Source organism: Pseudomonas oryzicola (assembly GCF_014269185.2).
Lineage (GTDB): Bacteria > Pseudomonadota > Gammaproteobacteria > Pseudomonadales > Pseudomonadaceae > Aquipseudomonas > Aquipseudomonas oryzicola.
On sequence record NZ_JABWRZ020000001.1, the window covers coordinates 203852 to 225991 of the forward strand.

Genomic DNA, 22140 nt, shown 5'->3' on the forward strand with positions numbered 1-22140 from the left:
AAATTCCAGGCGTCGTGGCCAAATACGGACAGGAGGGTCGTTCATGCTTGCGCAACTTCCACCGGCATTGCAGAGCCTGCATCTGCCGCTGAGGCTGAAACTGTGGGATGGTCACGAGTTCGATCTGGGGCCCAGCCCCCAGGTAACCATCCTGGTCAAGGAGCCGCAGCTGATCAGCCAGTTGAGCCACCCGAGCATGGACCAGCTGGGCACGGCGTTCGTCGAGGGCAAGCTGGAGCTGGAAGGGGACATTGGTGAAGCCATACGCGTGTGCGATGAGCTCAGTGAAGCGCTGCTGACCGAGGGAGATGAAGCACCACCGCCGCGGCAGGCGCATGACAAGAGCACCGATGCCGAAGCCATTTCCTACCACTATGATGTTTCCAACGCGTTCTACCAGTTGTGGCTGGATCAGGACATGGCCTACTCGTGCGCCTACTTCCGCGAGCCGGACAACACGCTCGATCAGGCGCAGCAGGACAAGTTCGATCATCTGTGTCGCAAGCTGCGCCTGGAGGCCGGCGACTACTTGCTCGACGTAGGCTGTGGCTGGGGTGGGCTGGCGCGTTTTGCTGCCCGCGAATATGGGGCCAAGGTGTTCGGTATCACCTTGAGCAAGGAGCAGCTCAAGCTTGGCCGTGAGCGTGTCAAGGCAGAGGGCCTCGGCAGCAAGGTCGAGCTGCAGATTCTCGATTACCGTGACCTGCCGCAGGACGGCCGCTTCGACAAGGTCGTCAGCGTTGGCATGTTCGAACATGTGGGCCATGCCAACCTGGCGCTGTATTGCCAGAAGCTGTTCGGTGCCGTGAGGGAAGGGGGCCTGGTGATGAACCACGGCATTACCGCCAAGCACGTCGACGGCCGCCCGGTCGGGCGTGGCGCTGGCGACTTCATCGACCGCTACGTGTTCCCCCATGGCGAACTGCCGCACCTGTCGATGATCAGTGCCAGCATCTGTGAAGCGGGCCTGGAAGTGGTGGACGTGGAAAGCTTGCGTCTGCACTACGCCAAGACTCTGCACCACTGGAGCGAGAACCTGGAAAACCAGCTGCACAAGGCGGCGGCCCTGGTGCCCGACAAGACCTTGCGTATCTGGCGCCTGTACCTGGCCGGGTGTGCTTACGCCTTCGAAAAGGGCTGGATCAACTTGCACCAGATTCTGGCGGTCAAGCCTTATGCCGATGGGCACCATGATCTGCCCTGGACGCGCGAAGACCTTTATCGTTGAAGATCATGCAAAGCCCTTCTGGTGGGAAGGGCCTTGTGTCGCGAAGGGTCATGCAGGGCGATCGGGGTTTTTAGTCTTGTTATCGGGTAGAACAGGGTGCTCCGGCTCTCGGTTATGGCGTTCGTGGGTGTGTCCACGGTGCATGAAGAAATGCATTAATGGGCAGGCCAGCACCAGCAGGAAGGGCAGATACGGAATGATGTGAGCCCTGTGTTCAAGGAACAGGAAATAACCGGCGATGGCCAGAAAGCCCAGGAAGTACCAGTTAGTTCCCCGCGAGTGGTGGGGGCGCAGGTCAGGTTGGTTCATGATGGTGCTCCTTGGACGAAACGGCAGAACGACAGAACCGTATCAAGGTAGATTTTTCTTCTGCATGATGCGGCGAGCCTCGCCCATGTCCTTGTCAAACTGACGCACGCCGCGCCAAAGTTGCACCCCGACAAAGACCGGGCATAGCAGGAAAATGGCTGCTATGGCGAACGTTTTTCCGCTAAGCCCGAACAGGTAAAGCACTGTTGCAATGCTCGCACTACTCACCAGAAGACAGAAAACCAAGACTTCGCGCTTCATGATTTCACCGCCTGACCCAAACCGACATGGGCACGTTTCAGCAGCGCGGAGTTGGCGATTACCGATAGCGAACTGAGCGCCATGGCGGCGGCAGCGATGATGGGATTGAGCAATCCGAAGGCTGCGATCGGGATACCGATACTGTTGTAGACAAATGCCCAGAACAGGTTTTGCTTGATCTTGACCATGGTTGCGCGCGACAGCGTGATCGCGTTGACCACATCGCGTACATCGTTCTTGAGCAAGATGATGTTGCCCGTTTCCTTGGCGACATCGGACCCTGAGCCGATGGCGATGCCAATATCAGCGGTGGCCAATGCCGGTGCATCGTTGACCCCGTCGCCAACCATGGCAACGACCTGCCCTTCGCTTTGCAATTGACGGATCACGGCAGCCTTGTCGTCTGGTAACACCTCTGCAATAACCCGCTCGATACCGCACTGCCGAGCGACCGCTTCGGCAGTGCGGCGGTTGTCACCACTCAGCAGCACGACCTTGATGCTGCTTGCCTGCAATGCCGCAACGGCTTCAGCTGCCTCTGGCTTGATGGTGTCAGCCACCGCAATTACTCCAAGCAAGCGGTTGTCGATGCCGACCAACATGGCGGTCTTGCCATCGGCTTCCAGGCCCACCAGGTGCTCCTCGGCCGCCTCGGTTGTAATGCCTTGGCGGGCGAACAGGCGCCGATTGCCCAGCCAGACCTTGCTGTTGTCGATACTGCCTTCGATACCGTGACCGGCGATCCCGCTGATGCCGGTGGCATTTGGCAGGCGGATGTCACGATGCCGGGCGGCGCGTACTATTGCCGCCCCAAGCGGATGTTCCGAACCGGACTCCACGGCAGCAGCAAGGCTCAAGACCTCGTTTTCCGACGTTGCGCCAAGCGAAATCACGTCGGTTACGTTAGGTTCACCGCGTGTAATGGTGCCGGTTTTGTCGAAAACCACCGTACTCAGTTTCTCTGCTCGTTCCAGTACCTCGCCGCCCCGTATAAGGATGCCGTTATCAGCGCCCTTGCCGACACCAACCATCAAAGCGGCGGGCGTCGCCACGCCGAGTGCGCAGGGACAGGAAATGATCAGAACCGCGATGAAGGCCAACAGGCCCTGCGGGAAATTTCCCGCCACAGACCAACCGACCAATGCCAAGAGGGCGACAGCCACCACCGCCGGCACAAAGTAGCCAGTGACCAGGTCGGCCAAGCGCTGGATCTGCGCGGTGCTGCTCTGTGCCTCCTCGACCATCTTGATGATCTGCGCCAGTGCAGTGTCGGCACCGATTCTGCTCGCTTTGATAGTGAGCACCCCACTGCCATTGAGCGTACCCCCGATCACCGGGCTGCCCAGGTGCTTGTCCACCGGCATCGACTCGCCGGTCAGCATGGACTCATCCACCGTCGACTGGCCATCACTGACCTCGCCATCGGTAGGAATCTTTTCACCAGGCTTGACGATCAGGAACTCGCCGGCCATGACGCTTTCCGCGGGCAGGTCGACTTCTTGCCCATCACGAATTACATGCGCAATTGCCGGCTTGAGTTCAAGTAAGCGTCGCACGGCAGCGGAGGATTTTTTCTTGATGATCTCCTCCATGTATCTACCGAGCAGGACGAAGGCGATTATGACTGCGGAGACTTCGAAATAGACGTCGCGCTCGTACACTTTGACCGGTAGAACGTCCGGGAAGAACAACACCGCTACAGAGTAGAAATAGGCCACCGACGTGCCGAGGGCGATCAGGAAATCCATGTTGATGTTACGGGTATGAATGGCATTCCATGCCCCCTTGTAGAAGCTCCAGCCACCGATGAACTGGACCGGGGTGACCAACAGGAACAGCCATATCCCCCAGGTGAACCAAGGGAGCGCCGGGATGGGTACCCAGGTCAGCAGCGTGGCCCCGGCGGCCAACGCAATGAAGGCACCGGCACGCAGAAGGGCCAGGGCGAGTACGCCGGTAAGGGCGATAGTCACACGGGTCTTGATCGCCTTCAGTTCTCTTTCTGGCGACTCGAAGGTGCGCAGGCACGCATCGCTGCAGAAGTAATAGGAGCGTCCGCCACGCTCGCGCGACAGTGCTGTGGTCTTGTCCACCATCATTCCGCAGATCGGATCTTTCGCCATGTTCCTGGGTGCGGACGCCGACGGGTGCTGGTTTTGCTGCATGTGCGATTCGTTCATTTCGATCTTCTGCCTGCGTCGGCCATCAGGACTTGTCATGGAGCTTGCCTGATAGCCAGGCAAACAAGGTACCGGCTATCGCGCCCCATACGGTCAAGACCAAGAGCGGCCCGATGAAAGTCATCACTCCGAAGTCTTGCGGCGTTTGCAGGCGATTGAAGTCGAGTCCGTGGAACAATGCGTTGAGAAAAGCGATACCTTGCACTGGCCATAGCACATACAGCAGCGTGCATACCGTGTAGGAAATAGCCATGGTCAAAGCTAGAGAGAGTCCGGTTTTCCAAGGAGTGTTCATGATGGTTTACCTGAACTGGGAGGTGCGTCAGTCGGGATGTCGAGACTGCGACGGGCTAACCAAGGCAGGAACGCTGGTGTCTTTGCACAGTAAACGCGATAGGCATCGCCGAAGTGCGCAAGCAATTCACGCTCTTCCCGTTTCGCAAGTTTCATGTAGACGAGCAGGAGAATTGGAAACATCAACAGGGTGATCAAGGTTGGCCATTGCAGTAAAAAGCCCAACATGATCAGCACGAAGCCGACGTACTGCGGATGACGGACCCGTGCATAAGGCCCCTCGAGTGCAAGTTGTCCACGTGCCTGGGCTTTGTAGAGTACCCGCCAGGCAGCCGCCAGTAACCAGAAGCCCCCAGCGATCAGAAAGTTGCTGATGACGTGGAACAGCCCCCAATGCGGGTTGACCTTCCAGCCCAGAATTGTTTCGAGCAAATGCCCAGCATCGTGCGAGAGGAAATCGATGCCGGGGAAGTTGCGGGTGAGCCAGGGCATCAGCAGATAGAGGGTCAGCGGGAAACCGTACATCTCGCTGAACAGTGCCACCAGGAATGCTGAAAACATTCCGAAGGAGCGCCAATCTCGGCTTGTTTTCGGCCGGGCGAAGCTGAAGGCGAACAAGATGAACACCAGCGAATTGATGATGACAAGCGACCACAGGCCGTAGGCCGGCTCGTTATGGTTCATGGCAGGTGCTCCTCTTTGTCGCACATTCACTTTTTAACTGGCATGTCCATCATGGATGACTGCTGCTCCATCATCTGCATCATCATGTCCATCATGCCCATGCCTGAACCGCCCTTGGCTCCAGGCATGCCCATACAATCCATTGCGCTCTTGTCCTTGTTCATCATGGCCATGCTGTCCTTCATCACCTTCATGCCTTCCTGCATGGCAGCGTGACGTTCGGCGGGCGTCCTGGCCGCTGACGCTTTGTCGTGTGCCGCCTGCATTTTCTGCATCTGCTCGTTCATCGCTTTGGTCATGGCGGTCGACGCGGGGGCGGTGTTCTTGGCTGAGTCGGCGGGGGCAGCGTCCGGGTGATGCGCATCTTCGGCAGAGGCGATGAGGGTGCAACCAGCCAGGATTGCAGCCAGAACGAATTTGGGATGCGTTTGCATGGTGAACTCCAGGGGTCGTCAGAAGTGAGCATGGCTAGATAGCTGAGCGGCGCAGCAGGACAGAGCAATCAGTGCTCTACCGATACGAAGTGAGATCTAATCGTTGAGGCGGGCAAAAATCAGGCGGGCAGGGCGTTTTGAGGGTGCAGGGTGCTTAAGCGCAATAGCGGCCAGGGAGGACCTTTCCGCAGGGCTGAGCACGATTACGAGTGCCGAAGTTAACAGCAAAAGAATGGGCCAATGGAGAGGATCCAACGCCTGGATCATCTGTGCTGCAGGTCTTATTGCTGCTGCAGCGTCCTCGCAGTTTTGAAGGCAACCATTGGCGTGAAGATCATGCTCATGACCCACATGCAGCTCGGCATGGTGAGAAGCAGTGATATCGTGATTCGGTTGTACCAGACAACCATGGATCGTCATCACGGTCAAAGCTAGCACCCATGCCGTGAGTGCCAGGTACAAGCTGCTTTGGCGGTGCCGACGGAACCAGTACATGAGGTATGACCTCGACTAAGCAAGTCGTATTGGTTTCAATCTAGCTGGCAAAGCAAAGGCGCATTTGATCAAAGTCAAATTCCTTGAATGGCAGCATCAATGACGACCCGAGGCCGCTGGGCGTATACCTTACAGAATTGGCGAAATCAGCCGCGCAATCCGCATCCCCAGTTGCTGTAGGCGATGGGTATCACGGCTGTCTTCCGCCGTTATTTCCCGGGCCTGTTCAAAGTCATTGATCAACATGTTCTCGACCTGGTCGGCGAAGCTGCGGTCGACTGTCAGCAGGGTGATTTCGAAGTTCAGGCGGAATGAACGATTGTCCAGGTTGGCACTGCCGATGGCGCTGATATCGTCATCCACCAGTACCACTTTCTGATGCAGGAAGCCGGGTTGGTAGCGGAACATGCGCACTCCCGCACGTACCGCTTCGAAGGCAAACAGGCTGGAAGCGGCATAGACGATACGGTGGTCAGGGCGTGACGGTATCAGCACGCGTACATCGACCCCACGCAGTACCGCCAGGCGCAACGCGGCGAATACCGCCTCATCGGGGATGAAGTACGGGCTGGTGATCCACACTCGCCGGGTAGCGGAATGGATTGCTTCGATGAAGAACAGCGAGCAGGTTTCCTGTGGGTCGGCCGGGCCGCTTGCCAAGGCTTGGCACAGTACGCCGTTCTCCGGGTAGGCGTCAGGCAGGATCAGCGGCGGCAACTGGCGTGTGGCCCAATACCAATCCTCGGCGAATGACTCTTGCAGGCATGCCAGCACCGGCCCGGTGATCTGCACATGGGTATCGCGCCACGGTGAGAGCTGCGGATGTGCGCCCAGATATTCGTCGCCCACATTGTGGCCGCCGACGAAACCGAGCAGGCCATCCACCACGACAATCTTGCGGTGGTTACGAAAGTTCACCTGGAAGCGGTTGAACCAGCCGCGGCGAGTGGCGAACGCATGGATCTGCACGCCGCCGTCACGCAGGACCTGGCTGTAGCTGGCCGGCAAGGCGTGGCTGCCGACGCGGTCGTACAGCACGAATACCTGCACGCCTTCGGCAGCCTTGCGCAGCAGCAGTTGTTGTAGCGCTTTGCCAAGGCTGTCGTCATGGATGATGAAGAACTGGAGCAACACCACTTCACGGGCATTTTCGATGGCAGCGAAGATGGCATCGAACGTGGCTTTCCCGTCGATCAGCAGTTTCACCTGGTTGTTGGCCAGGCAAGGCATGCGGCCAAGCTTTGGCATTGCACGCAAGGAGGCGTAGCTTTCCGACTCGCGGGCGGTGAGGGCTTCTTCTACCCATGGCCGCCAGTTGAGGTTGGCCATGGCAACGTGCATTTCCTGGTTGGCCTGGCGCCTGGCCTTGATGTAGGCATAGAACGAGCGCGCACCGAAGACGAGGTAAGGGATCAAGGTGAGGTAGGGAATGAAAAACAATGGCATGGCCCAGGCAATTGCACCTTGGGCAGTGCGCACGGTGAACAGCGCATGCAGTGCCGCGACGATACCCAGCAGGTGGATCAGGCCGAGTAGGTAACCAAAGAAGTAGGGGCTGTGGTAATCCATATGCATCCTGCTTGCCGAGTACACCTGAATAACAGAACACGTTCCCGCTCTGCCTTGCAACCGGAAGGTGGATTTGGCGTCTAAGGCTCAGCCCGGCCCGGTTGGCCGGCTTTTTCCAGGAGCGTTCGTCCATGAAGATTCGTCTGCCACTGTTGGCGTTGGCCCTAGGTATGAGCAGCCCGCTGGTGCATGCTCAGATGCTGCAGCCAGGTTTATGGGAGCTGACCACCAGCAACATGCAGGTCGATGGCAAGCCGTTACCCGACATGGAGTTCATGCTCGGCCAGTTGAAGAACCTGCCGCCGGAACAGCGCGCGATGATGGAAGGTGTGCTGGCCAAGCAGGGGGTGACTGTAGGTGGTAAGGGGGTGCGTTCTTGCTTGACGCCAGAGCAAGTGGCAACCAACGATATCCCGCTGCAGGACCCCAAGTCAGGTTGCACCCAGAAGATCACCGACCGCACCGGCAATGTGTGGAAGTTCCAGTTCAGTTGCCCGCGCGCACAAGGCAGTGGCCAGGCGACCTTCCTTAGCGATCGGGAATTCACTACGCAGGTGAACGGCACGTTCAACGCTTCGGGTGTGCAGCAGCAAGGCAGCATGAACACCCGTGCCGTGTGGTTGGGTAGTGACTGCGGTTCGGTCAGGCCGCGTAGCTGAGATCCCACTGCCATTGGCTGCACGCGACAGCATCGTGGGCATGCAGGCTCTCTGCATGTTCCACGCGCAGTTTGAAGGCCGTGCTCCATTCAACTTGTCGCAACGCCTTATGCAAACGTCGAGCGGCGTCTTCGCAGAACATCAGGTTCTGGCCATTGGCCAAAGCGAAGGCTTGTTCGTCGGCGCGCTTGACGGCGGTCTGAACCGCAGTCCCCAAGCTCGCCTCCACGCGATCGATCAGCTCGGTGATCGGCAACTGCTGCTGATTGCTGTGTAGCCTCACTTGGACATGCGCGTTACTGCGTTGGCTATGGGGTGTCGCGACGATGCCGTCGGCGCTACCAAGCCACTGCAACACAGCCGCCTTGTCGACTTGGTCGGTGCTGAAATCCGCCTGGAACTGATGCTGAATCAGTTGTCGTGCGAGCGCAGCCGAGCACGGGCAGGTCGATGAGTAAGGAACGCAGACGAATAGTTCCACGTGGAACATTTCTTTCTCAATCTTCGCATCGACCGTTACGTCATAGCTTTTCCAGCCGTGCAAGGGGCTGACCAGAGCGGGCCGTTTCAGCAGATGTTCAAAGCGCAAGCGCAGATAGGCCGAGGCAGAAAGCCCTTCATGACTGTCCAGGAAATCAGACAGCAGCTGGCGAATGGCGTGCGGTGCAAGGGGCTGATGCTCCAGTTTTTCCAGGGCAAGGTATAGCCGCGACATATGGATGCCACGTGAGCTGCCGTCTATCAGGCTCACGCCAGCATCCACCGTAGCAGCGGCGGAGCGTCCTTCGAACCATATCGGCACGGCGATCCCGCACATTCCCACCCAGTTCAAAGGCAAGGTGTATTCCTGGGTCTGTGCGGCAATGTCGGGGAGTTTGAGCTGGGTCATCTGGCGTTCCAAACAATTAGGGTGTCAGCGGCAGCCGGCGATCAAACTGCAATGCAGGCTGAAGCGCCGACCACTGGAGCTGGAAACACGGTTCACGGTGGTCCAGCCGATGCGGCGGCTATAACCCACCCAAGCCTCGCCATCGCTGGCCAGGCCGGTGAAAAAGGTCAGCGAGCCGTAGCGGCTGTTGGTTTGTGCCCAAAGGCGACGGCTGTTGAAGTCGTAACCACGCAAATAGAACGTGCTGCCTTCACTACGAACGCTGTAGTAGCTGCCCCTGCCATCCTGGCAGGCGAGCAGTGTCGCGCTGCGGGTACAGAGCGCCAATGGGGCACCCTGTGGCATGGCGTACAGTGCGGTGGGCAGTGCGAGCAATAGCAGCACCGAGGCGCGTAGCAGGTTCATTTCCATCCTTTGTCAGCACATGTTCGTCGAGAACGGCTTGGCGAAATTGTATTGTTACTTTATAACATTGTGCAATGCATCGTTTCGAATGCGCTTCGCCTGAAGAGGTTTCGCCATGTCCAATCGTCTCCCTGTTACTGTGCTGTCCGGCTTCCTTGGCGCCGGCAAGAGCACATTGCTCAACCATGTGCTGCGCAACCGCGACAACCTGCGAGTGGCGGTCATCGTCAACGACATGAGCGAAATCAACATCGACGCCAGCGAGGTGCAGCGCAACGTCAGCCTCAACCGTGCTGAAGAGAAGCTGGTGGAAATGAGCAATGGCTGTATCTGCTGCACCCTGCGTGAAGACCTGCTCGAGGAAGTGGCACGATTGGCCGAAGAAGGTCGGTTCGATTACTTGCTGATCGAATCCACAGGGATCTCGGAGCCGCTACCAGTAGCCGAGACCTTTACCTTCCGCGACGAACAGGGCCGTAGCCTCTCTGACATGGCGCGGCTGGACACCATGGTCACCGTGGTCGATGGCCTGAACTTCATGAGTGATTATCAGGCAGCCGACAGCCTGGCCAGCCGTGGCGAAACCCTGGGTGAAGAGGACGAGCGCTCGATCAGCGACCTGTTGATCGAACAGGTCGAGTTCGCCGATGTGTTGTTGCTGAGCAAGATCGACCTGATCAGCCAGCATCAGCGCGAAGAGCTAACGGCCATTCTGCGCAGCCTTAACGCGCGAGCGCAGATCATACCCATGGTCATGGGCCAGGTCCCACTGGCGCGAATCCTGGATACCGGCTTGTTCGACTTCGAGCAGGCTGCCCAGGCACCCGGCTGGTTGCAGGAGCTTCGAGGCGAACATGTGCCAGAAACCGAAGAGTACGGTATCGCGGCCACCACCTGGCAGGCCCGACGCCCGCTTCACCCACAGCGCTTTTTCGATTTTATCCACACACCCTGGAGCAACGGCCGGCTGCTACGTTCAAAAGGCTTTTTCTGGTTGGCCAGCAAGTTTCAGGAGGCGGGAAGCTGGTCGCAAGCGGGCGGCATGATGCGTCATGGGCTGGCGGGGCGCTGGTGGCGCTTCGTTCCGCGCGAGCAGTGGCCGCAGGATGTGGATAACACCGCTGCGATCCTCGAACACTGGACTGTCGAAAGCGGAGACTGCCGCCAGGAGCTGGTGTTCATCGGGCAGAATATCGATTTCGCCAAATTATCCACAGCACTCGATGCATGCCTGTTGACTGACGAAGAAATGGCCTTGGGACCCATGGGCTGGTTGTGCCTGTCCGATCCGTTCGGTCCATGGCAGGAGGAGGCCGCAGCATGATCCCCACACCCAGGCCTGTGGATATCTTTCAGGTAATCGGCGATACGCCTCAGGTGCTGACCGACGTGCTGCAGGACGGCGTCAACCTGGCAGTATGGCGCCGACGCTTGCCGGCACAGCTGGAGGACTTTGCCGCTCTGGCCGTCAGCCTTGGCCAGACACTGGCGGACCAGCGCGTTATCGACGTGGACGAACAGCACATGCCGGTACTCACTGAGCTGTTGCGGGAAACGGCGGATTTGCACGGCTACGAAGCATTCGTTGCCGATGTGAATTGGCTGCTGGCGGCCTACACCTGCCTGGTTGGCGCCCGGCGGATCGGGTTGCGCTTACGGGTATTGGCAGGTCCCATGTGCCCACGCTTCCATGTGGATAACGTGCCGCTGCGCTTGCTTACCACTTACGCTGGCCCGGGTACCGAGTGGTTGCCCATGCAGGCGAGAGGCAGCATCGATTTACGCACAGGGCAGTCCTCTGTGGATAACATTCAGCGCTTGCAGGCAGGCGACGTGGCGGTGCTCAAGGGCGAGAAGTGGCATGGCAACGAAGGCGCTGGCCTGATGCATCGTTCGCCTGCGGAGCAGCAGGGGCGTCTGCTGCTCAGCCTTGACTGGCTGGCCTGAGGGGGCATAGTGAGGCATTGCCATCGCCCGAAGTCACCCCATGCTGCGAAATATCCCTACCCATGTGATTGCCGGCCCGCTCGGGGCCGGCAAGACCACCCTGATCCGTCACCTGTTGGCCCAACGCCCGGCCAATGAGCGCTGGGCAGTGTTGATCAACGAGTTCGGCCTTGTCGGGCTGGATGCGGCCTTGCTCAACCGGGACGAGGACGGGATCGCCATCGGCGAGGTCGCTGGTGGCTGCCTGTGCTGCGTCAATGGGATGCCATTCCAGGTGGGTCTGGGTCGGCTGCTGCGCAAATCCCGGCCTGACCGGTTGTTCATAGAACCATCCGGGTTAGGTCATCCGCTGCAGCTGCTTGCTCAATTGCAACAAGCACCTTGGACTGGGGTGCTGGTAGTACAGCCGTTGCTGATGGTCGTGGATACGCAGTCGATGGCTCGGAATGAACGGCTGCCGGAGGCTCAGCAACAGGCGCTCGATGCTTCGGAAAGTGTTGTCTTCAACAAGGCTGAATCGGTGGATGACGCTTGTAAGGCATCGATAATAGACAGATTTCCTGACAAGAAAGTGTTCTGGACGATCCAGGGGCAGTTGCCTGTGTCGGATCTGCCGGCGGTACCCACGAGCATTGCCGCCAGTTCAATTGTGGATAACCAGATTCACCACAATATCGCGATCCCCCCGGCACTCTGGGCCGACCCCGGCCGGCCGATCTGTCTCGCCCAACAGGGGGAAGGAGGTTGGAGCATCGGCTGGCGCTGGCATCCCAGCCAACAGTTTTATCCACAGCGCCTACAGGCGTTCCTGCGCATCTGGCCTTGGCGGCGTGCGAAAGCGGTTATCCACACGACCGAAGGCTGGCAGTCATTCAATGGCCTGAACGGTGACATGCCCATCTGGCAGCCCAGCGACTGGCGCCGGGATACCCGTATCGAGCTTATTTTCGACCAGCCACAGTCGCAACCCGCGTTACAAGCCGGTTTGAGCGAATGCCGCGTCAGCTGATCAGTTGCGCCAACGGTTGTGCTCCTGGCGCCACTGCTGCATCTCGATGACGTTGTCGGCGCGTGGAGGGGTCTTGATTTCGAACGGGTAGGGTGCCAGTTCGATCTGCACGCTGTGGGCGCCGAACTGGGTTATGGTACCGGGATGGCGTTGCTCGCCGGTAACCGTGAATTCGAAGGCATAGACGCGCGCCAGGCGCTTGCGGCCATTGGCGTCACGGACAAAGGCGATGCGCTTGAGCGCGACGGCATCGTCAAGCAGCTCAAGGTCGAGTTTGGCGCAGTGCTGTTTGACCCGCTCCAGGGCTTTTTCACGCAAACCGTGGTTATGCCACAGCCAGGCGCCTGCCGTGGCTACCAGCATCAGGACTAAGAGGTTTTCCAGGGTCAACATTTGCATCTGCTCCAAACAGGTCGATCCAGCTTAACTGCGTCCCTGGCCTGTCGTACAGGTGGCAATCGAGTCCATACTGCGTTGCGCACAATCCTTGAAACAGCTTTGGAAATTTCCCGCATGAAACGTACTCCGCACCTGCTCGCCATCCAGTCTCACGTGGTGTTCGGCCACGCCGGCAACAGCGCGGCGGTGTTCCCTATGCAGCGTATCGGGGTCAATGCCTGGCCGCTCAATACCGTGCAGTTCTCCAACCACACACAGTATGGCCAGTGGGCGGGTGAAGTGCTTGCTCCAGCGCAAATTCCTGCGTTGGTGGAAGGCATTTCCAATATTGGCGAGCTGGGTAACTGCGACGCGGTACTGTCCGGCTATCTGGGCAGCGCCGAGCAAGGCCGGGCGATTCTGGCTGGCGTCGCGCGGATCAAGGCGGTCAACCCAAAGGCTTTGTATTTATGTGATCCAGTCATGGGGCACCCGGAGAAGGGCTGCATCGTGCCGGCGGAAGTCAGCGAGTTCCTGCTCGACGAAGCGGCCGCCACGGCTGACATCCTGTGCCCCAACCAGCTGGAGCTGGACAGTTTCTGTGGGCGTCGTGCGCAGTCGCTGGAGGACTGCGTGCGCATGGCGCGCGGTCTGCTACAGCGGGGGCCGCAGGTGGTACTGGTCAAGCACCTGGCCTACCCCGGGCGGGCCGAAGACCAGTTCGAGATGCTGCTGGTGACCGCTGAGCACAGCTGGCACCTGCGCCGCCCGCTGCTGGCGTTCCCGCGGCAGCCGGTTGGGGTGGGCGACTTGACCTCGGGCCTGTTCCTGGCCCGCGTGCTGCTCGGCGACAGCTGGGTGCAGGCGTTCGAGTACACCGCTGCGGCCGTGCACGAAGTGTTGCTGGAGACTCAGGCCTGTGCCAGCTACGAGTTGCAACTGGTGCGGGCGCAGGATCGCATTGCGCACCCACGGGTGCGCTTCGAGGCACAGCAGCTGGCACTTTAAATGGCGTCGGTTTTCAGGTCCTGATAGCGCTTTTCCAGTTCCTGGCGGATCTGCCGGCGCTGCTGGCCCTGCAGGAAGCGGCGCTTTTCCTCGCTGCTCTGCGGCTGGCGCGGGGGTACCGCTACCGGGCGACGGTTGTCGTCGACCGCGACCATGGTGAAGAAGCAGCTGTTGGAATGACGCACCGAGCGTTCGCGGATATTCTCGGTGACCACCTTGATGCCCACCTCCATCGAGGTGTTGCCGGTGTAGTTGACCGACGCCAGGAAAGTCACCAGTTCACCCACGTGTACCGGCTCGCGGAAGATCACCTGGTCGACCGAGAGGGTAACCACATAGCTGCCGGCATAGCGGCTGGCGCACGCATAGGCCACTTCGTCGAGGTACTTGAGCAGGGTGCCGCCATGTACGTTGCCAGAAAAGTTGGCCATGTCCGGGGTCATCAGGACGGTCATGCTCAGCTGGGCGTTTCCAGGTTCCATAGTGTGCTCACGGTGAGGTTGCGCTGAATCGGGCGAATGGGGCTGTTGGGGATCGTTATCTGCAGACACTTCTGTTTCCCCCCTCTTTGAATTGACCTTCCTGATACGGGACGCTGGCTGACGTTCCATCGTCACGCTGATCATGCCACCAGCTGTGCCTTTCCTGCCGATCTGTTTCTGCATATTGCACCGCCTTTTGGCGGCAGGGTGCGATGTTAACCTGACGAAGCCCATGCAACATGGGCAAAAAGGACGAGAAGGAGTATCGCGCCATGCATGCCATCAGCTTCATCCAGGACCTGGCTGTGATCATGCTGGTCGCTGGCATGGTCACCATTCTCTTTCATCGATTCAGGCAACCCGTCGTGCTGGGCTACATCGTCGCCGGCTTCATCATTGGCCCGCACACGCCGCCGTTCGGCCTGATTCACGATGAAGACACCATCAAGACTCTTGCCGAACTGGGTGTGATCTTCCTGATGTTCTGCCTGGGGCTGGAATTCAGCCTGCGCAAGCTGTTCAAGGTCGGAGCCACTGCCTTCATCGCGGCGTTTCTGGAAATCGTGCTGATGATCTGGATCGGTTTCGAGATCGGCCGCTGGTTTGGCTGGACCACCATGGATTCGCTGTTCCTCGGCGCCATTCTGGCGATTTCCTCGACCACCATCATCGTCAAGGCGCTGAACGACCTGAAGATGAAGAACGAGCGCTTCGCCCAGCTTATCTTCGGTGTACTGATCGTCGAGGATATTCTCGGCATCGGCATCATTGCCCTGCTGTCGGGTATCGCCGTCAGCGGTACGGTCAGTTCGGGCGAGGTTTTCTCCACCGTTGGCAAGCTGTCGCTGTTCATGATCGTCGCGCTGGTCATCGGCATTCTGCTGGTGCCGCGGCTGCTGGCCTATGTGGCCAGGTTCGAGAGCAACGAGATGTTGCTTGTTACCGTGCTAGGCCTGTGTTTCGGCTTCTGTCTGCTCGTGGTGAAGCTCGAATACAGCATGGTGCTGGGCGCCTTCCTGATTGGCGCGATCATGGCGGAGTCGCGACAATTGTTGAAGATAGAGCGCTTGATCGAGCCGGTGCGCGATCTGTTCAGCGCCATCTTCTTCGTTGCCATCGGCCTGATGATCGACCCTCAAGTGCTCGTGGACTACGCATGGCCGATCGTGGTGATTACCTTGGCGGTGGTCCTGGGCAAGATGCTGTCTTGCGGCATGGGCGCTTTCATTGCCGGAAATGACGGGCGCACGTCGCTGCGGGTTGGCATGGGGCTTTCGCAGATTGGCGAATTTTCCTTCATCATCGCCGCTTTGGGCATGACCCTGCAGGTGACCAGCGACTTCCTTTACCCGGTGGCTGTAGCGGTATCGGCAATTACCACGCTGCTGACACCGTACCTGATTCGTGCGGCCGACCCGCTATCGCTCAAGCTGGGCAAGGCAGTGCCCAGCCGCTTGGCGCGGGTGCTGTCGTTGTACGGCGAATGGTTGCGCAGCATCCAACCCCAAGGTGAGGGTGCCATGCTGGCGGCGATGATCCGGCGCATTCTGTTGCAGGTGGGGGTCAACCTGGCGCTGGTAATCGCGATTTTTTTCAGTGGTGGCTATTTCGCCGGGCGTATCGGTAACTGGCTCCGCGAGTGGGTCAGCGATGCCAGCCAACAGAAAGCGTTGATCTGGGGCGCAGCATTGCTGTTGTCGCTGCCGTTCTTGATCGCTGCCTATCGCAAGCTCAAGGCGCTGTCGATGCTGCTGGCAGAAATGGGCGTGAAACCGGAGATGGCCGGGCGGCATACCCAGCGTGTGCGCCGCGTGGTTGCCGAGGTGATTCCGCTAATGTCGCTGCTGGTGATCTTCCTGCTGCTGTCAGCGTTGTCGGCGAGCATTCTGCCAACCAGCGAGCTGCTGCTGGTGATTGCCGTGGTGGCGGCGGTGATCGTGGCTTTGCTGTGGCGCTGGTTTATTCGCGTGCACACACGGATGCAAATCGCCTTGCTGGAGACGCTGGAGAACAGCCGCGAGAATTCGCATTGAACAGGGCAATGCTCCCTGCGCCGAACTTCACCGTCGTCCGAGGGGATGGAGCGGTAGCGATGTCGCCAAGCGCAGAAAGCCTGGCGATGTTAACTGCATTAATGGCACCGGGCCATAAATTTGCCATGCTGCTGACGATCAACTCTCCAGCCAGACATCCCGCGCCCAGTGCCAGACAGATTCCCAGCTGTCCTCACCGATTCCTTCCTCTTCGGCATCCCACAGCACCACGGTGCCGTCTTCCTCGACGCAGTAGTAGTTTTCGCCGTCCTGGCACAGTGGGATGAGGTCGCGTGGTACGCCGGCATCCCAGGCATTGGCTGCAACCTCGGGCAGGTAGGTATGCGACTGTGGGTCGGTGACGGTCACCGGCTCCAGCGAGCCGTACACCACATCGCTGACGGTCAGCAGAAACTCCTTGAACACGAACGGAATATTGATGAACAGCTCTTCTTCGATTTCGACCAGCAGGTCCTCGTCGGGAAGCTCAAGCGGTACCGGCACCGGCTCATTGGCTTCACGGAGTTGTTCGATCACTTCTTCCACGGTTCACTTCCTCTGACCTAGATGACAACGCTGCGCGTTATACCCTAGTAGCCCGGTCTGGCAAAAGCAAAAACCCCGGGGCAGCCCCGGGGTTTTTTGTGCAGCACGCAGCGGTTAGCCGTTCTGACGGATACCGGCGACCAGCCAAGGCTGGTTTTCGCCTTGGGCACGTACCATGTGCCAGCTTTCGCTGAACACTTCGCCCTGGTCGAAACGCGAGCTCTTCGACACGCCACGGAAGGTCAGAGTAGCGTCGGTGCGGTCGGCGCGGTCGTCGACACCGTCCAGTTGCACATCGAGGTTGTCGATGTAAGTGGACTGGAAGCCGTCACCCAGGTCAGCCCGCTCGCGCTTGAGGAACTCGAGCATTTGCGGGGTGACGAATTCGGCGATCTTGTCCATCTCGTTGGCGTCCCAGTGCTGCTGCAGCGCCTGGAAGTGGTTGCGGGCGGCAGCCAGGAAGCTTTGCTCGTTGAACCAGGCCGGGGCGTTGATCACCGGTGCGGCTGCGGCAGCAGGAGCGGCCGAACCACCGAAGATCGAAGGCTGGGCAGCTTGGGTGTGAGCTTCACGCTGCATTGGTGCGTGGCCTGGCATGGCCATTTGCGGCTGCTGTTGACGGCGGCGCGCAGCGATGAAGCGGAATACCAGGAACGCGATGAGCGCCACGATCAGGAAGTCCATGATCTGGAAGCCCTCGAAACCGTCGCCCATGAACATGGAAGCCAGCAGGCCCCCTGCGGCAAGGCCGGCCAGTGGGCCCAGCCAACGCGAAGCACCGCTGGCGGCCGGCGCGGCACGGCCAGGTGCGGTCGGCGCGGCAGCAGGCGTGGTTGGCGTGGCCTGGCGGGTCTGGTGGATAGGCGCGGAGCCCGAACTCTTGCCGCCGCCGAAACGCTTGGCGTTGGCGTCCAGGCTCAGCGTCAGGCCGACGCAGAGCGCCAGAGCGATGCTAAGAAAACGTTGCATAAATGGGATATCCCCTGTTGTGGATTGCACGCGCGTCATGGTGCACAGGTTCCCAGGCACATGACCAGCGCCATAATGTTTCTAGCTTTTGCCTGATTGTTACAAACCCGGCACGACCTGCCCTAGGAACGCTTCCACAAAGGCTGTTCCTACAAGGGACCGCGCAGGCTTTCAGATGGCCTCGAGCTTGGCATACCCCAGCATCAGCCACTTGCTGCCTTCGGCAAAGTTCACCTGCACACGCGCCTGGGCGCCGGAGCCCTCGAAGTTGAGGATCACACCCTCGCCAAACACCGCATGCTGCACACGTTGGCCAAGGTTGAACGCAGTCTGCGGAATACTGGCATTGGCGAACAGGTTGCTGTTCGTGGCCGTCTTGGCCCCACCAAACGGGCGGCTGACACTGTTGGACAAGCGCACTTCCTGAACCAGGCCGGCCGGAATCTCACGCACGAAACGCGACACCTTGTTGTAGGTTTCGCTGCCATACAGGCGGCGCGTTTCGGCGTAGGTCATGACCAGCTGGCGCATGGCGCGCGTGATGCCCACGTAGGCCAGGCGACGTTCCTCTTCCAGGCGGCCGGGCTCTTCCAGGCTCATCTTGTGCGGGAACAGGCCTTCCTCCATGCCTACCAGGAATACATACGGGAACTCCAGGCCTTTGGCGCTGTGCAAGGTCATCAGCTGGACGCTGTCTTCATGCTCGTCGGCCTGGGCATCGCCCGCCTCGAGCGAGGCGTGGCCGAGGAACGCAGACAGTGGCGAGAGATCGGCGTCTTCTTCGGTAGACTCGAAGTTGCGCGCCGCGCTGACCAGTTCTTCAAGGTTTTCTACCCGTGCCTGGCCCTTTTCACCCTTTTCTTCCTGGTGATAGATGATCAGCCCGGACTGCTCGATGGTGGTCTGGGTCATGGTATGCAGTGGCATGTCCACGACTTTGGCAGCCAACCCCTCGATGAGTTCGATGAACGTGCCCAGGGCACTGGCTGCGCGGCCTTTCAGGGCCTTTGCCGCCAGCAGTTGGCACATGGCTTCCCACATTGACAGCTGACTGTGGCGAGCATGCTCCCGGATGGCTTCGACGGTTTTCTCGCCAATCCCGCGTGGCGGTACGTTGATCACCCGCTCGAGGGCGGCATCATTGCCACGACCTTCTATCAGGCGCAGGTAGGCCATGGCGTTCTTGATTTCGGCGCGCTCGAAGAAGCGTTGACCACCATAGATGCGGTAGGGAATGCGTTCGCGCAGCAGGGCTTCTTCCAGTACCCGCGACTGGGCGTTGGAACGGTAGAGGATGGCAATTTCATTACGTGTATTGCCCTGCTTGACCAGGCTTTCGATGGTTTCCACCACGTAACGCGCCTCGTCGTGCTCGTTGTAGGCCGCATACAGGGTCAGCGGTTCGCCTTCGCCCATATCGGTCCACAACTCCTTGCCCAGGCGCCCGCTGTTGTTGGCGATCAGCGCGTTGGCCGCCTTGAGGATGCCGCCAGTGGAGCGATAGTTCTGCTCCAGGCGAATCATTTCGGCGTCAGGGAAGTCGGCAGTGTATTGATGAATGTTCTCGATCTTGGCCCCGCGCCAGCCGTAGATCGACTGGTCGTCATCGCCCACCGCCATCAGGCTGTCACCGCCGCGCGCCAGCATGCGCAGCCAGGCATATTGCACGGCGTTGGTATCCTGGAACTCGTCCACCAGCACGTGGCGGAAGCGCCGCTGGTAGTGGTCCAGCAGGCCCGGATGGTCACGCCACAGGTCCAGGGCGCGTAGCAGCAGTTCGGAGAAGTCGATGACCCCGGCACGTTCGCAAGCTTGCTCGTAAGCGGTATAGACGTCGCGCATGGTCGACAGGAACAGGTCGCCGCCAGCCTGGATATGCTGTGGGCGCAGGCCTTCGTCCTTTTGCCCGTTGATGAACCACTGGGCCTGGCGTGCCGGCCATTTCTGCTCGTCCAGGCCCAGCTCGCGCATCACCCGCTTGATCAGGCGCTGCTGGTCGTCGCTGTCGAGGATCTGGAAATTCTGCATCAACCGCGCTTCCTGCCAGTGTGCGCGCAACAGGCGGTGTGCCAAGCCGTGGAAGGTCCCGACCCACATGCCTGCCGGGTTGATCCCCAGCAGTTGCTCGATCCGCTGGCGCATTTCCGCCGCGGCCTTGTTGGTGAAGGTCACCGACAGGATCGAGTGCGGTGATGCCTGCTCCACCTGGATCAGCCAGGCGATGCGGTGCACCAGCACGCGGGTTTTACCGGAACCGGCGCCGGCAAGCACCAGTTGACGCCCGAGCGTGGCCGCTACGGCCTGGCGTTGGGCATCGTTGAGGGAGTTCAGCAGGAGGGAGAGGTCGTCTGTGTGCATCGGGCCATTCTAGGGCCCGGCAGGGGAACGGGCAAACCTCTACTGTATAAATATTCACCTTGGCAGTGGCAGTTCATCGACGCGATCACAGGCGCCAGGCCGCCGCTCGGGCGACCCGGCCAACCACGGTTCAGTCAATCACCTCTACCGTGCGTATTTTGCAGCGCTGCTGCGAACCGGCGTGAGTGATTTCCAGCATTTTCCAGCGGGTGCCGCCTGCGCGCTCAAACGTCACGGTTTTTTTTGTCAGCACTTGCGGGGCGATCGCGCCGCTGTCCAGCAACTGAAGCTCCAGCACTTCCCAGCCCCCCCGGTGGCGCACTTGCGGTTCGACCAGCACCGGTTCGATAGCCGGGGACGCGACCGTAACGGTGCCATGGACCTTGAAGATATGCTCGCCGTTGGCGATGTCATTGATTGCAACGAGATTGGCGATGGTAGCCATTAATTTGCTCCTGTCCTGGGTTGAAAGTAGCGTCAGCGCCACTGTCCTCCCTTTCACCCGCAACAGGAGCGGGGCAATGCTTCAGCTATGCCAGTGTCTGTCCTGTCTGGCGAGCAGGCTGTTGGCCTGCTCCGGGCCGTTGGTACCTGCCGGGTACGGTCGCGGCGCCTGGAAGTGTTCTTCGCAACCCTTGATGATCGGGTCGATCCACGCCCAGGCCGCTTCCACTTCATCGCGGCGCATGAACAGCGTCGAGTCGCCCTCCAGCACATCCAGCAGCAGGCGTTCGTAGGCTTCCCAGCGGCGAGTCTGGCTGAATACCTGGGCCAGGTTCAGGTCCAGGTCCACCGGTTCCAGGCGCATGCCCTTGCCTGGGCTCTTGGCCATCATGCGCAGGCTGATACGTTCGTCCGGTTGCAACTGGATCAGCAACTGGTTGACCTGACCGCCCATGAACAGCTCATGGGGCACTGGCTTGAACTGGATCACGATCTGCGACGAGCGCCGTGCCATGCGTTTGCCGGTGCGCAGGTAGAAGGGCACGCCCGCCCAGCGCCAGTTGTCGATGTGCGCCTCGATGGCGATGAAGGTTTCGGTATCGCTATCGTTGTCGACGTCCTTTTCGAAGTAGTAGGCCGGCACTTCCTGGCCACCTATGCGTCCGGCGCCGTATTGGCCGCGTACGGTCTTGTCCTGTACGTCCTGGCCGGTGATGGGCTTGAGGGCGCGAAGGACCTTGACCTTTTCGTCACGCACCGCTTCGGCTTCGAATTGCGCGGGAGGCTCCATGGCCACAAGGCACAGCAACTGCAGCAGGTGGTTCTGCAGCATGTCGCGGATCGCCCCGGCGCGGTCGTAATAGGCACCCCGGTTCTCGACCCCCAGGGTCTCGCAAACGCTGATCTGCACATGGTCGACCTGGCTATTGCGCCATACCGGCTCCAGCAGGGCGTTGGCAAAGCGCAGGGCCATGAGGTTCTGCACGGTTTCCTTGCCCAGGTAATGGTCGATGCGAAATACCTGGTTTTCCTCCAGCACCGCGCCAATCGCTTCGTTGATGGCGGTAGCCGATTGCAGCGAGTGGCCAATCGGCTTTTCCAGCACGATGCGCGCTTCGGCGTCGGCCAGGCCTGCGTTACGCAGGTGGTTGGCGATTGGCACGAACAGGTTGGGGGCGGTGGCCAGGTAGAAAATGCGCGTCAAGCCGCCGGGCTCGCCCAGGTAGCGCGCCAGGCGACCGAAATCGGCGCTTTGCGAAGCATCCATGGGGAAATAATCGACCCGCGCGGAGAACCGTTGCCAGACATCTTCTTCGAAATCGTTGCGGGCGATCTGTGCGCGGCAATGGCGTTCGGCGAGCTTGAGGTATTCGTTGCGTGGCAGGTTGCGTCGCGCCAGCGCGATGATCCGCACGGCATTGTTCAGACGGGCCTCGCGAAACAGGTGGTAGAGCGCCGGAAGCAATTTGTGCAGGGCCAGATCGCCGGTGCCGCCGAAAACCAGAATGTCGCAAGGAATAGTCAAACCACCACTCTCCACGTTCGTTTAACTGGGCGGG

23 protein-coding genes are annotated in these 22140 nt (G+C 59.8%); 7 read left to right on the forward strand and 16 right to left on the reverse strand.

From position 1 onward, the window contains the following. Positions 1 to 43 precede the first annotated feature (43 nt). Positions 44 to 1228 carry a C17 cyclopropane fatty acid synthase CfaB gene (cfaB, locus tag HU760_RS00965; protein WP_186671735.1) on the forward strand — a complete coding sequence of 395 codons (1185 nt, stop codon included), beginning with the start codon at positions 44 to 46 and terminating at the stop codon, positions 1226 to 1228. 48 nt (positions 1229 to 1276) lie between these two features. Here cfaB and HU760_RS00970 read toward each other — a convergent pair whose 3' ends face one another. The 7 genes from HU760_RS00970 to cls all read right to left on the reverse strand — a co-directional run bounded on the left by HU760_RS00970 (position 1277) and on the right by cls (position 7454). After that, positions 1277 to 1537, reverse strand: coding sequence for a DUF2933 domain-containing protein (locus HU760_RS00970; RefSeq protein WP_186671736.1), 261 nt, complete (start codon positions 1535 to 1537; stop codon positions 1277 to 1279). A 42-nt stretch (positions 1538 to 1579) separates the two neighbouring features. Next, a complete protein-coding gene (locus HU760_RS00975; RefSeq protein ID WP_186671738.1) occupies positions 1580 to 1798 on the reverse strand; it encodes a hypothetical protein in 219 nt (72 codons plus the stop codon). Next, positions 1795 to 3978 carry a heavy metal translocating P-type ATPase gene (locus HU760_RS00980; protein ID WP_186671740.1) on the reverse strand — a complete coding sequence of 728 codons (2184 nt, stop codon included), beginning with the start codon at positions 3976 to 3978 and terminating at the stop codon, positions 1795 to 1797. Before HU760_RS00980 ends, HU760_RS00975 begins: the two co-directional genes overlap by 4 nt. 25 nt (positions 3979 to 4003) lie before the next feature. Beyond that, positions 4004 to 4273 (reverse strand): DUF5676 family membrane protein, encoded by a 270-nt coding sequence (locus HU760_RS00985; RefSeq protein ID WP_186671741.1) that lies wholly within the window; start codon positions 4271 to 4273, stop codon positions 4004 to 4006. Further along, a complete protein-coding gene (locus tag HU760_RS00990; protein ID WP_186671743.1) occupies positions 4270 to 4956 on the reverse strand; it encodes a methyltransferase family protein in 687 nt (228 codons plus the stop codon). Before HU760_RS00990 ends, HU760_RS00985 begins: the two co-directional genes overlap by 4 nt. Positions 4957 to 4982: 26 nt before the next feature. Continuing rightward, positions 4983 to 5390 carry a hypothetical protein gene (locus HU760_RS00995; protein ID WP_186671745.1) on the reverse strand — a complete coding sequence of 136 codons (408 nt, stop codon included), beginning with the start codon at positions 5388 to 5390 and terminating at the stop codon, positions 4983 to 4985. A 624-nt stretch (positions 5391 to 6014) separates the two neighbouring features. Continuing rightward, positions 6015 to 7454, reverse strand: coding sequence for a cardiolipin synthase (gene cls / locus HU760_RS01000; RefSeq protein ID WP_186671747.1), 1440 nt, complete (start codon positions 7452 to 7454; stop codon positions 6015 to 6017). A gap of 131 nt (positions 7455 to 7585) precedes the next feature. Between cls and HU760_RS01005 the strand changes: the two genes are divergently transcribed. Then, the gene (locus HU760_RS01005) at positions 7586 to 8113 is read left to right on the forward strand and encodes a DUF3617 domain-containing protein (RefSeq protein WP_186671749.1); all 528 of its coding nucleotides are present in this window, start codon (positions 7586 to 7588) and stop codon (positions 8111 to 8113) included. Here HU760_RS01005 and folE2 read toward each other — a convergent pair. Both folE2 and HU760_RS01015 read right to left on the reverse strand, forming a co-directional pair. After that, positions 8097 to 9002, reverse strand: coding sequence for a GTP cyclohydrolase FolE2 (gene folE2, locus HU760_RS01010; RefSeq protein ID WP_186671750.1), 906 nt, complete (start codon positions 9000 to 9002; stop codon positions 8097 to 8099). The two genes, HU760_RS01005 and folE2, sit on opposite strands and share 17 nt — an antisense overlap. Before the next feature lie 24 nt (positions 9003 to 9026). Further along, positions 9027 to 9407: a glutamine synthetase gene (locus tag HU760_RS01015; protein ID WP_186671752.1), complete on the reverse strand. Its 381-nt coding sequence runs from the start codon at positions 9405 to 9407 to the stop codon at positions 9027 to 9029. 115 nt (positions 9408 to 9522) lie between these two features. Between HU760_RS01015 and zigA the strand changes: the two genes are divergently transcribed. Genes zigA through HU760_RS01030 form a run of 3 tightly spaced genes read left to right on the forward strand, consistent with a single transcriptional unit; the run spans position 9523 to position 12363 of the window. Beyond that, the gene (zigA, locus tag HU760_RS01020) at positions 9523 to 10731 is read left to right on the forward strand and encodes a zinc metallochaperone GTPase ZigA (RefSeq protein ID WP_186671754.1); all 1209 of its coding nucleotides are present in this window, start codon (positions 9523 to 9525) and stop codon (positions 10729 to 10731) included. Further along, complete coding sequence (locus HU760_RS01025) at positions 10728 to 11354, forward strand: DUF1826 domain-containing protein (protein WP_186671756.1); 627 nt, start codon at positions 10728 to 10730, stop codon at positions 11352 to 11354. The genes zigA and HU760_RS01025 overlap by 4 nt, the downstream gene beginning before the upstream one ends. 40 nt (positions 11355 to 11394) lie before the next feature. Further along, positions 11395 to 12363 carry a CobW family GTP-binding protein gene (locus HU760_RS01030; protein ID WP_186671758.1) on the forward strand — a complete coding sequence of 323 codons (969 nt, stop codon included), beginning with the start codon at positions 11395 to 11397 and terminating at the stop codon, positions 12361 to 12363. Here HU760_RS01030 and HU760_RS01035 read toward each other — a convergent pair whose 3' ends face one another. Further along, a complete protein-coding gene (locus HU760_RS01035) occupies positions 12364 to 12756 on the reverse strand; it encodes a DUF3301 domain-containing protein (protein ID WP_170033905.1) in 393 nt (130 codons plus the stop codon). Positions 12757 to 12876: 120 nt separating this feature from the next. Here HU760_RS01035 and pdxY point away from each other — a divergent pair, with 120 nt between their 5' ends. After that, positions 12877 to 13749, forward strand: coding sequence for a pyridoxal kinase PdxY (gene pdxY / locus HU760_RS01040; protein ID WP_186671761.1), 873 nt, complete (start codon positions 12877 to 12879; stop codon positions 13747 to 13749). On the opposite strand, the gene HU760_RS01045 is transcribed toward pdxY, so the two are convergent. Next, on the reverse strand, positions 13746 to 14231 hold the full coding sequence (locus HU760_RS01045) for an acyl-CoA thioesterase (RefSeq protein ID WP_016712753.1): 486 nt from the start codon (positions 14229 to 14231) through the stop codon (positions 13746 to 13748). The genes pdxY and HU760_RS01045 overlap by 4 nt on opposite strands. Positions 14232 to 14503: 272 nt before the next feature. Between HU760_RS01045 and HU760_RS01050 the strand changes: the two genes are divergently transcribed. Beyond that, a complete protein-coding gene (locus HU760_RS01050; RefSeq protein ID WP_186671763.1) occupies positions 14504 to 16264 on the forward strand; it encodes a cation:proton antiporter in 1761 nt (586 codons plus the stop codon). Between the two features lie 138 nt (positions 16265 to 16402). On the opposite strand, the gene HU760_RS01055 is transcribed toward HU760_RS01050, so the two are convergent. The 5 genes from HU760_RS01055 to zwf all read right to left on the reverse strand — a co-directional run bounded on the left by HU760_RS01055 (position 16403) and on the right by zwf (position 22106). Beyond that, entirely contained in the window at positions 16403 to 16810 is a 408-nt protein-coding gene (locus HU760_RS01055; RefSeq protein WP_186671765.1) for an SMI1/KNR4 family protein, read from the reverse strand. A 114-nt stretch (positions 16811 to 16924) separates the two neighbouring features. After that, the gene (locus HU760_RS01060) at positions 16925 to 17779 is read right to left on the reverse strand and encodes a Tim44 domain-containing protein (RefSeq protein WP_186671767.1); all 855 of its coding nucleotides are present in this window, start codon (positions 17777 to 17779) and stop codon (positions 16925 to 16927) included. Between the two features lie 171 nt (positions 17780 to 17950). Beyond that, on the reverse strand, positions 17951 to 20137 hold the full coding sequence (gene uvrD, locus HU760_RS01065; protein ID WP_186671769.1) for a DNA helicase II: 2187 nt from the start codon (positions 20135 to 20137) through the stop codon (positions 17951 to 17953). A gap of 130 nt (positions 20138 to 20267) precedes the next feature. After that, positions 20268 to 20582: a hypothetical protein gene (locus HU760_RS01070; RefSeq protein ID WP_186671771.1), complete on the reverse strand. Its 315-nt coding sequence runs from the start codon at positions 20580 to 20582 to the stop codon at positions 20268 to 20270. Between the two features lie 81 nt (positions 20583 to 20663). Then, positions 20664 to 22106: a glucose-6-phosphate dehydrogenase gene (gene zwf, locus HU760_RS01075; protein ID WP_186671773.1), complete on the reverse strand. Its 1443-nt coding sequence runs from the start codon at positions 22104 to 22106 to the stop codon at positions 20664 to 20666. Positions 22107 to 22140: the final 34 nt, after the last annotated feature.